Origin of the sequence: Hahella sp. CCB-MM4, assembly GCF_002260525.1 — a bacterium.
Taxonomy (GTDB): domain Bacteria; phylum Pseudomonadota; class Gammaproteobacteria; order Pseudomonadales; family Oleiphilaceae; genus Hahella.
The window spans coordinates 1-9066 of sequence record NZ_MRYI01000035.1; the positions used below are offsets into that span (position 1 = coordinate 1).

The 9066-nt window shown below is 41.3% G+C and carries 12 protein-coding genes and 1 pseudogene; all 13 read left to right on the top strand.

Annotated elements, in window-relative coordinates; translation table 11 throughout:
• Positions 1 to 122, top strand: a pseudogene (locus BTA51_RS28510) (IS3 family transposase); the annotation flags it as partial.
• Positions 123 to 153: 31 nt separating this feature from the next.
• Positions 154 to 1290, top strand: a complete 1137-nt coding sequence (locus BTA51_RS28515; protein ID WP_168188330.1) for a polymorphic toxin-type HINT domain-containing protein — start codon at positions 154 to 156, stop codon at positions 1288 to 1290.
• 9 nt (positions 1291 to 1299) lie between these two features.
• Positions 1300 to 1746 carry a hypothetical protein gene (locus BTA51_RS28520; protein WP_094712489.1) on the top strand — a complete coding sequence of 149 codons (447 nt, stop codon included), beginning with the start codon at positions 1300 to 1302 and terminating at the stop codon, positions 1744 to 1746.
• A gap of 185 nt (positions 1747 to 1931) precedes the next feature.
• Positions 1932 to 2777 (top strand): transposase, encoded by an 846-nt coding sequence (locus BTA51_RS28525; protein WP_094712490.1) that lies wholly within the window; start codon positions 1932 to 1934, stop codon positions 2775 to 2777.
• Positions 2778 to 3088: 311 nt separating this feature from the next.
• Positions 3089 to 3475, top strand: a complete 387-nt coding sequence (locus tag BTA51_RS28530; protein WP_256385771.1) for an EndoU domain-containing protein — start codon at positions 3089 to 3091, stop codon at positions 3473 to 3475.
• Between the two features lie 11 nt (positions 3476 to 3486).
• Positions 3487 to 3963 carry a hypothetical protein gene (locus tag BTA51_RS28535; RefSeq protein WP_094712492.1) on the top strand — a complete coding sequence of 159 codons (477 nt, stop codon included), beginning with the start codon at positions 3487 to 3489 and terminating at the stop codon, positions 3961 to 3963.
• Between the two features lie 239 nt (positions 3964 to 4202).
• On the top strand, positions 4203 to 5183 hold the full coding sequence (locus tag BTA51_RS28540; RefSeq protein ID WP_094712493.1) for a transposase: 981 nt from the start codon (positions 4203 to 4205) through the stop codon (positions 5181 to 5183).
• Positions 5184 to 5459: 276 nt separating this feature from the next.
• The gene (locus BTA51_RS28545) at positions 5460 to 5819 is read left to right on the top strand and encodes a hypothetical protein (protein WP_094712494.1); all 360 of its coding nucleotides are present in this window, start codon (positions 5460 to 5462) and stop codon (positions 5817 to 5819) included.
• A 96-nt stretch (positions 5820 to 5915) separates the two neighbouring features.
• On the top strand, positions 5916 to 6266 hold the full coding sequence (locus tag BTA51_RS28550) for a hypothetical protein (protein ID WP_094712495.1): 351 nt from the start codon (positions 5916 to 5918) through the stop codon (positions 6264 to 6266).
• Positions 6267 to 6327: 61 nt separating this feature from the next.
• On the top strand, positions 6328 to 7113 hold the full coding sequence (locus BTA51_RS28555) for an SMI1/KNR4 family protein (protein ID WP_168188331.1): 786 nt from the start codon (positions 6328 to 6330) through the stop codon (positions 7111 to 7113).
• A gap of 393 nt (positions 7114 to 7506) precedes the next feature.
• The gene (locus BTA51_RS28560) at positions 7507 to 7875 is read left to right on the top strand and encodes a hypothetical protein (RefSeq protein ID WP_141215697.1); all 369 of its coding nucleotides are present in this window, start codon (positions 7507 to 7509) and stop codon (positions 7873 to 7875) included.
• Positions 7876 to 7987: 112 nt separating this feature from the next.
• Positions 7988 to 8425, top strand: a complete 438-nt coding sequence (locus BTA51_RS28565) for a hypothetical protein (RefSeq protein ID WP_094712497.1) — start codon at positions 7988 to 7990, stop codon at positions 8423 to 8425.
• Positions 8426 to 8489: 64 nt separating this feature from the next.
• Positions 8490 to 8936, top strand: coding sequence for an SMI1/KNR4 family protein (locus BTA51_RS28570; RefSeq protein ID WP_094712498.1), 447 nt, complete (start codon positions 8490 to 8492; stop codon positions 8934 to 8936).
• Positions 8937 to 9066 lie beyond the last annotated feature (130 nt).

Sequence of the window (9066 nt, forward strand, 5' to 3'; positions counted from 1 at the left end):
AAGCGCGAGCAGATATTTTTGATTACATCGAGCGGTTCCATAATCCTAGGATGCGGCGTAGAGTTGCCCTTCAGGATCGGAAGTTATCAGCCGTTTTAAAACCGTCCGTGGAAACGGGGTAGAACCCATCAGGGTACTGGGCGGTTTACGCAGATGGATACTTGGATGGGGGTTAACTCTGACCCAATTACGTTGCATAAGTATCTTTATGCGAATGCTGATCCGGTGATGTATACCGATCCAACAGGGAACTTTAGTCTTGGTTCAGTCATGTCATCTCTAAACACTATTGGTACTCTTGCCAGTCGTGCTCAATCCGCATATAGCTTTTTTCAATATGCGACAGGTGAGAAAGAGCTAACCGCTAAAGATGCAGGTATTGCAATTTTAATGAATGCTCTTCCTATAAAAGCTTTAGGTATATTTACTAAAGGATGTAAAAACAGTTTTGAGGAAGGGACTCTAGTCCATACTTCAGGAGGACTAGTTTCAATTGAAGAAGTTAAAATTGGCGATTATGTTCTTAGTTTTGATGAAACTTCCAGTGAGCAGGAGTGGAATAGTGTTGTGCACTTAATTCAAGGCGAAAAAACTTATGAATTGGTCACTATTATTACTAGCGATGGAGAGAGTGTTTCAGCAACAGGAGAGCATCCGTTCTATGTGTCCGGAGAATGGAAAAATGCGAACGAGCTAATCTCAGGTGATAAAATTCTTACTAAGAGTGGTGAAGTTATAGTTGAGAACACTCTTGATGAGATATTCACAGTAAAAGTCTATAACCTTACTGTGGCTAATGCTCATACTTATTATGTCGGATCCTCAGGGTTGCTAGCTCATAATGCAGGTGGATGTTTCAAGTTTAATGGGAAAGTGGGTAATGGTAGAGTAAGAGCAGCTGGGGACGCTGATGATTGGGAAATACAGGCTGCAATGTCTATTGCTGGCTATAAAGGTAAGAGAGTGTTAGTTCGTGGTAGAAAAGCTGAAGCTAAAGATCATACAAGAGCAGATTTGGTTTTCGATAATAAAGTTTGGGATGTTAAAACCATAGGTAAAAAGAATGCCGGCAGTGTTAGTGCTCAGAGTATAGGTAATGAAATCCAAAAACAGCTTAAGAAAAGCTCCGGTTCTAGCAGGATTGTAATTGATGTAAGGCTCGTGCCTGGCGTAACTCATCAAGATGTTGTTGGGCAAATTATGCGAGCAAACGGAAGCTCTTCTATCAAAAGGAAAGCATCGGAAGTAATGATTATATTTCCTGACAAAGTCACTTCTTGGCCATATTAAGGGTTTTTTATGATTGATGTGGATTTCTATTTTAACGTATGGGAGCCAGGAAGGGTTTCTGATTTGGCAAAAGATATAGAGGATGCGCTTAGTATAAGCTTTGGTGAGGCCCACGGAGAAGATTATGAGTCTAAGCTCTTAAGTGCGCCTATTCGATTTCAAATAAATGAAGGTATGGAAGACTTCTCTGACTTGATGTTTAGTAAATATCAATTCGTATTGAATACGGATTCAAAGACCCCTCTGACTAATACGATGCTAGTTACGCTAATGACTTATGCTCTAGCCTTGCTTTTCAAAAAGGGGGTGGCAAAGAGCGGGATGCTGGTTTTTGATGGGCAAATTAATTTGCAAGAATGGAACTTTCAGAGCGTGGATGAGGCATTTGAAAGTATTGACGAACAGCTAATGAATTTTGCTGAATTTATTAATACTCTTCAAAAGAAGATTACCTGAGGAGGAATGGAATTCATTACTCAGGTATCGACTATTCTCATTGAAAATTAAAGGGACAGACATAAATTGATGGTCCTTAAGGGAAGGTGCGGGGTCGAAGGAGCGGGGTCAGGCCTTACATTTTACATCCAACCTATTCAGTATTAAGCTGAGAGCTAATCCATCAATTCCAAAGGAGTGGAATCATGGCCAGACCCTTACGCATCGAGTTCAGCGGTGCCCTTTATCACGTCACCTCCCGAGGCAATGCCCGCGAGGATATTTATCAGGATGATACAGATAGGACCGTTTTTCTGGATCTCCTGAATCGCGCCTGCGATCGGCATCATTGGATATGCCACGCCTACTGCCTGATGTCGAACCATTATCACCTGTTAATCGAAACCAATGCAGCTACCCTTTCCAAAGGGATGAAATACCTCAATGGCACCTATACCCAACAATACAACCGACGCCATCAACGGATAGGGCATGTGTTTCAGGGCAGGTACAAAGCGATTTTAGTCGAGAAAGATTCCTACCTCTTGGAGCTGGCACGTTATATTGTGCTTAACCCGGTGAGAGCCCAAATGGTCCGGGCGGCGAAAGACTGGCCCTGGAGCAGTTACCGGGCTACCGCCGGACTCAGCAACCCCCATGATTGTTTAACCACCGATTGGATCTTGTCCGACTTTGGCAGCAATCGAGCAGAAGCCGTTCAACGCTATAGGGCATTTGTCCAGGAAGGAAAAAATCAACCTCCACCTTGGGAACGACTGAAGAACCAGGTGTATCTTGGCTCTGATCAGTTTGTGGACGATATGTTATGTAAACTGAACGTGGAGCAATCATTTGCAGACATTCCCAAACCACAGAAACTGTCTGCTCCAAAGCCTTTGGCCTATTATGAAGAGCGATATGGAACGCGCAATGAAGCGATGGCGCAGGCATACTTGATTGGACATTTTACTCTATCGGAAGTCGGAGCTTATTTTGGGGTGAGTTATGCGACGGTGAGTAGGGCTCTGAAAGGGTTTGAGGGCAGAATGTGAAATGTAAGGCCTGACCCCATGGTCCGTACTTAACCTAGCCCCTCATAATCTTCGATATTATTTCATATCACTGGCATAAGTGAGGCGAGGCCCTATCTGTATTATGGCTCTACAGGTTGCTGCTTGGTTTATTGCCTATAATTTACCTATAAACGAGTTCAGAAGGTCGCTGTTTTGAGCGGTGGACATGCAGAAGGGGTCGTTTTTTTGTTGAATTAGTTCGGTGGGTGTCCCCTAAACGTTTCTAGGGATCTGTCTTAAGTCATAATTCTTCTGCATGTGAACCTCCTGGATTTGAGCTTTGGAGCCACATATTCAGGGGTATTAGAGGTGCAAAAAGAAAACTCACTGGTATGCACCATGCTGAGGGAGGGGCTGCACCTCAAGGAATTGCGATAGAGAAAATTCCAGGAACCGGGAAGTTAGGGTTCTATAAAGCTAAAGTATTCAGGCTTGGTGCTGGTGGAGGTAAACGAGCTAAACGGGGAGGGAGTCCCCCTGGGTCTTCATCAATGTTTCCTGATGAATGGTCAAGATCTCAAGTACGAATGATTGTTAATCAGGCATATTACAAAGCTGTGGCAGGTAATAGAAGTTTGATCGGACTTGATGAGATTTTAGGTCCGAAATATAAGGGAATTTCCATTAAACTTGAGTTTGATGGAGCGAAGGTAACAAGTGTATATCCAGTATTTTGAGGTGCTAGCGTGTGGAAGAAAAAGAATTATTGCTAAATGATATTGTTCAGATCGATCTAAGTTCATATGCAAAATGCTTTGATCAGATTAATACAGAAGGCTGGAAATACTTTCTCTTTCATTATGATTGCAAAGAAACTTTTGTATGCGTATGTAGAATAGATGCTATCGATTCGGTATCACACTTTTTAGCTGGTGCTCATAAGATATTTTTATCTAAATATGAAATGCATGGTGAAAAGACTAAGGAGGTCGCTTCAGTTTTTGAGGGTGATATGAATGAATCAATAGCTAAGGCTAGGCTCATGGACCCTGGGATTGTTGAGAAGCGATTAATATATTGTATAGGAGATAAAAATTTAAGTTATCTTCATATTGATATGTCTTCTGAATATGTAAAAGAGGCAATATTCTATGGCTCTAATGACGATCAATTTCTTTTTGTTTTGAACGGTGAACTATATTACGTTGATTACTACCCTGGTTGAAGAAGGATCAAGAACCCAGGTTGGCTATTTATAAAGAAGTTTGAATGAATAGTCCTTTCAATACTTTTCTTTTTTAGGTCTCATGATAAATTCGAGCTATCCCTCGCCAGATGCCAAACCATAATTGGAGCCCACAGCATTAAGGGGAAGTAGGAAAGGGACATCCACAAACTAGTTGACGGAGCGACTATCGCTCCGTAATCTTGAGGCTGTTTAAATATCCAGTACAAGGTTCAAGGATGACCCGCGCCAGAAAGGAACTCATTTCCCTCTCCGATACTCGTTATTATCATTGTATAGCCCGTTGCGTTCGCCGGGCGTTTCTCTGTGGCAGTGACCATTTCTCAGGTCAAAGTTTCGAACACCGACGCCAGTGGATTGTCGACCGACTGTTTGAATTGTCTGATATTTTCGCTATTGATGTGGCGGCCTATGCGGTCATGAGTAATCACTACCATGTGGTGCTGCAAGTCAATGCGGAGTTGACTGATTCCTGGTCGCAGGATGAAGTGATCGAGCGTTGGCGGAAGCTTTTTAAGGGACCCCAATTGGTCGAGGCCTACCTGAAGGGGGCGCCGATGGATAGAACAGAATTCCTGAAGCTTTCTGATTGTGTGGAAGAGTGGCGAGCACGACTCAAGTCAATCAGTTGGTTGATGAGATGTTTAAACGAACACATTGCCCGCAAGGCGAATGAGGAAGACGGATGCAAAGGGAGATTCTGGGAAGGGCGCTTCAAGTCACAAGCTCTATTGGACGAGGCAGCATTATTAACCTGCATGACCTATGTGGACCTGAACCCGATTAGAGCTGGAATTGCGAAATTACCAGAGGCATCAGATTACACGTCCATCCAGGAGCGGATTGAAAATCGCGATCTCCCTCCCCAGAAAAACAGACTGGTAAACCTGGTGGATCATGAGAGCCCAAAAAACCTACAAACAGATATACAGTTCCACATAGACGACTACCTGACCTTGGTTGACTGGACAGGGCGTGCGATTCGGGAAGATAAGAACGGTGCTATACCGGCGCATATACGGCCAATACTGGAGCGTATTCAGATAGATCCAAATGAGTGGTGTGATGGTGTTTCCTACTTTGGATATCGCTTTCCTCGACTGGCAGGGAAAGTCGCACAATTGGAACGGGCAGTGAGCAAATTAGGGCAGCAATGGTGCAGGGGAAGGCATACTGCGAGGAAGCTGTTCTTAACCTAGCCCCTCATAATCTTCGATATTATTTCATATAACTGGCATAAGTGAGGCCAGGACATATCTGTATTATGGCTCTACAGGTTGGTGCTTGGTTTATTGCCTATAATTTACCTATAAACGAGTTCAGAAGGTCGCTGTTTTGAACGGTGGACATGCAGAAGGGGTCGTTTTTTTGTTGAATTAGTTTGGTGGGTGTCCCCTAAACCTGTGGCATTTTGTGTAGAAATGTCCAGTACATGCAGTAAGAAACTTTATTAAGTTAGTTTGGGAATGGTTGCAATGGCTGATATTGGTTTGGATTTTATAAGTAATTTTAAAGGGAAAAATATAAATCATTTATGGTTCGACTCGTGTTCTAAGGATAAAGTGGTAAACGCTGTATATCTTGATTTTGGTGGGCCAAATATTGTGTATGTGGCCTACAGGCGGTGGGGAAATCTTGGTAACAGCGGGTTTTATACTGGAGTTCTGACGGAGAAAGAGCTAGTAAACTTTTTCGTGGAAGAAAGCATTCTCTCCAACTCAATTCTTGAAAATATTTTGGCGATAGAGCAAAAAGCTGAATTGGTGACTAACAAGGGGAAATTGGTGCTTTGGTATAAAGAACCAAACCTATTTGCTGCTGTGGAACCGAAATAATAAAAATTCTAAAGAACAGGGTAGCTAAAAAATTATCATTACTGATGGCCACCGGATATTTACATACTCATGGAATTGCCAAATTAGGAATGTGTAATGCCTCAACCAGTCAACAATGAAGAACTGAGATTAATAAATAAACTTGAAGATCTTACGAAGCATGGAAAAGCCGTATGGCTTCGGGAAATACTCTCCTATAACAAGATTTTCTGCGTATTTGAAGAAGATATACTAGAGTTTAAAACATTTGGAGCATCAGATATCGCGTTAGCAAACGTTGATGATGCGCTTATAGTTACGGCAAATTATAGAAATGTTAAGTTTTCTTGGTATGTACAGCAAGAGGATAATTGGAGGCGGCTAATTGATTTGTTGAAGGGTAGCATTGTAGATCTTCAGCGACTTGAAAAGATTAGGACATCCTTAAAGAAGCGGTTAGTGGAGTAATTGTGAATAGGAACTGGCCAATATGTCCACTTGAGCAATCTGTTGTTATAAGAGAGAGTATTTGAGAAATTTTTATGTGACATTAGCTGCTGTAGGGTTACTAATACTAGTAACTGTCAACTCACAATTGTCAAAGTTTTTTGTAAAAGGGAAAACAGCAGTTAGGGACAGTGGATATCAAGGCACACCTGAACTATGGCAAAAATTCCTGAAATGTTGGGAATCTGAGACTTTGGAGCAATTGACGGAAAGTAGCGTAGCTACTGAACTTGAGCAATTGATTGTTGATAGACAGCGACAATCATATGAGCCCGCACTTGAACTGGAAATCACCGAGAAGGAACAAGAATTAGGTATTACTCTACCGAGGTCATACAGAGACTTTTTGTTGGCAAGTAATGGTTGGCTTCAGCCTCGATTGGACGATGAGGATGGTCAAGTATTACCAGTCAAGAAAGTTGGGTATTTTTCTGATCTATACCCTGATGAGTACAAGGCAATTATGGGGGAAAATCTAGGAAGGAACGCCAACGATGGAGACTTTAGTGAAGAGCAGGATCCTATACTCTTTAATAAGAGTGACCTTCGCAAATCTATAGCTATAAGTGATTATGTTAATAACGGGGTCTATTTAATAAATTTGAATCAGAAATCACCTGAAAACGAATCCAGTGTCTGGTTTTTTAGCTCGAAGCATCCTGGTGTGTATAGGTTCGTTTCGTTTGCTCACATGATGCAATATGCATATATTAAAACCGTACATAAACCAGAGGATGATATTCCCTATGGCCATTCGTATATTCAGGGAACCTGTGCTGAGATATTGGGGTACCCTCACTATCAGTAAAATGTAGAAGTTCATGTCGTCATAACCTGGTTGTTGGGCAACTATAGAGCCATATGAAACAGGTTATCTAATCAGCATTACTACGTCTCTGCCCTCCAAGGAATAACCTATTTTTTGGAAGGCTCATGGTACTGAAAGGTGTTTAGGTATGGTTAGAATCGTCTAAAGTTGATGCGGTTATTAAACATGCTCTCTGATAAGGAATAGGAGATTAGGATTAAATGGTCGATGAACCCTTAATTTAGTCGCAAGTAGTTAATTAGCTTACCTGCTTCTTTACTACTAATTAATTTCTGCAGATTGAGTGGTGATCCAGATCTCGTGTTGGTCTGGGTCTGTGTATTTAACCATGATGGCCTGCTTGTACCGAAAATTAACTGCGAGGCATAAAAATTGAAAAAATCTTTTAACTCTTTAGTTAGTATGCTGATAAATAGTAATGATGTGATGTTCAGTTTTATTTGGAGGGATGATCTTGACTTTAATAAAGCTGCACAACAATTTGAGACCGATTTGTTGCCGTTTCTAATAAGAGAGGAAAGAGTTTCAGAATGGCCCGGTACAGAGCTAGATGGGGAAGGGGCAACGATGAAGTACTATGAATTAACTACCGAAAGTTATCAAATATTGTCCAAGGTCTCCTCACCTTTTGAATTTCTGAGCCCATTTTATCCTGAGGATGTTGCTATGTACAAAGACAGCAAGTTAGTTTATGCGAGTTGCTCTCATGAAAAAATAGAATGGTTTGCATCAGAGGAATAAACAGGAGATGTAAGCCCACAAAACTTTAGAGGGCAGCCATGAAAAATTTCACATTGTTAATGACTGCGGGATATCTAGTGATTATAAGGATGAGCATGGTCAATGCGGCTTTATGAAAGTAAAAGAATATGAGATTCGCAGCGAAGAAGAGAAGATAGGTAATATCCTGCTAATTGAGAGCAGTAAATCTTATAACTCCAAAGATGACGCGTTTGAAGATTTATGGATTATTGCTCAGGAATATAGCAGCAGTACTGATCGGTCGAAAATGGAAGCTGATTATAAGAAAGAGATGGTGCGCTTCATAATGGAGCAGGTAGACGCCGATTCAGTTACAGATAGGATTAGTGAAATCATCGAGCGCTTTAAAAACGATAATGTAGCTATTAAGTGCATGCCTGAAGATGCAGTGCACGAAATAAAGGGATTTCTAAAGAAAGGATTTAAGCAAAGAGAGATTTTTGTTCTGGAGGACGATTTTGATGAATACACAATAGTGTCCTGGGAAAAATACTCTAGTTTTATGTTCTCATGGAATGACATTATATGACGATCATTGTAGATCTATACAGATTTGACTTTATATATAAATTATCTTTGCTTGGTTAAAGCGTATGAATCTTCAAAAAGCGGAACTTCCGCCTAAATTACTAAGGTTAATATCGAACTCTTGGTGGCCAATGGAGAATAGCGATATTATTGAACAAGATGTATCGCCTCATGTCAGTAAAAATCTTGTAAAAGCTCTTATGCCAGAAGAGGAAAAGGTGTGTTTTTATCCCTACCCTTTTTTAACGTTCCAGAAGTATATCGATGATGGTTATGAATTTTGTTCATTATCTACTGAGAATGGAGGTAATATAATACCAAGTAAGGTTCTTGTGATTGGTGACTTTGGAATCGGGAGTGACGCTTTGTTAGCTGTAGATTATAGCGATGAAAACTCTGAGCCTAGAATAATCAAGCAAATGTGGGTAGAGACTGATTGTGTGTCAGAGCCAGCACATTGGCGGGTTGTTTCTGACACAGTAGAAGAATTCTTCGCCGCACTAGAGTTATAAATAATATGTAGAAGTTCAGATCTGATCTGACAGTGACCGGTTTTTAGGAGGTGTCTGTCAGGTCAAGTTCAGCCTATGAACTTTTCCTTCCAGATTCGCTGCCCTTCCTCCAGGGTCGCCATGGGGGTTC

What these genes read in the sequence shown, in the direction of transcription:
- BTA51_RS28515 (WP_168188330.1), top strand. Translation starts at nt 154, where the DNA reads ATGGATACTTGGATGGGGGTTAACTCTGACCCAATTACGTTGCATAAG.
- BTA51_RS28520 (WP_094712489.1), top strand. Translation starts at nt 1,300, where the DNA reads ATGATTGATGTGGATTTCTATTTTAACGTATGGGAGCCAGGAAGGGTT.
- BTA51_RS28525 (WP_094712490.1), top strand. Translation starts at nt 1,932, where the DNA reads ATGGCCAGACCCTTACGCATCGAGTTCAGCGGTGCCCTTTATCACGTC.
- BTA51_RS28540 (WP_094712493.1), top strand. Translation starts at nt 4,203, where the DNA reads ATGACCCGCGCCAGAAAGGAACTCATTTCCCTCTCCGATACTCGTTAT.
- BTA51_RS28545 (WP_094712494.1), top strand. Translation starts at nt 5,460, where the DNA reads ATGGCTGATATTGGTTTGGATTTTATAAGTAATTTTAAAGGGAAAAAT.
- BTA51_RS28550 (WP_094712495.1), top strand. Translation starts at nt 5,916, where the DNA reads ATGCCTCAACCAGTCAACAATGAAGAACTGAGATTAATAAATAAACTT.
- BTA51_RS28565 (WP_094712497.1), top strand. Translation starts at nt 7,988, where the DNA reads ATGAAAGTAAAAGAATATGAGATTCGCAGCGAAGAAGAGAAGATAGGT.
- BTA51_RS28570 (WP_094712498.1), top strand. Translation starts at nt 8,490, where the DNA reads ATGAATCTTCAAAAAGCGGAACTTCCGCCTAAATTACTAAGGTTAATA.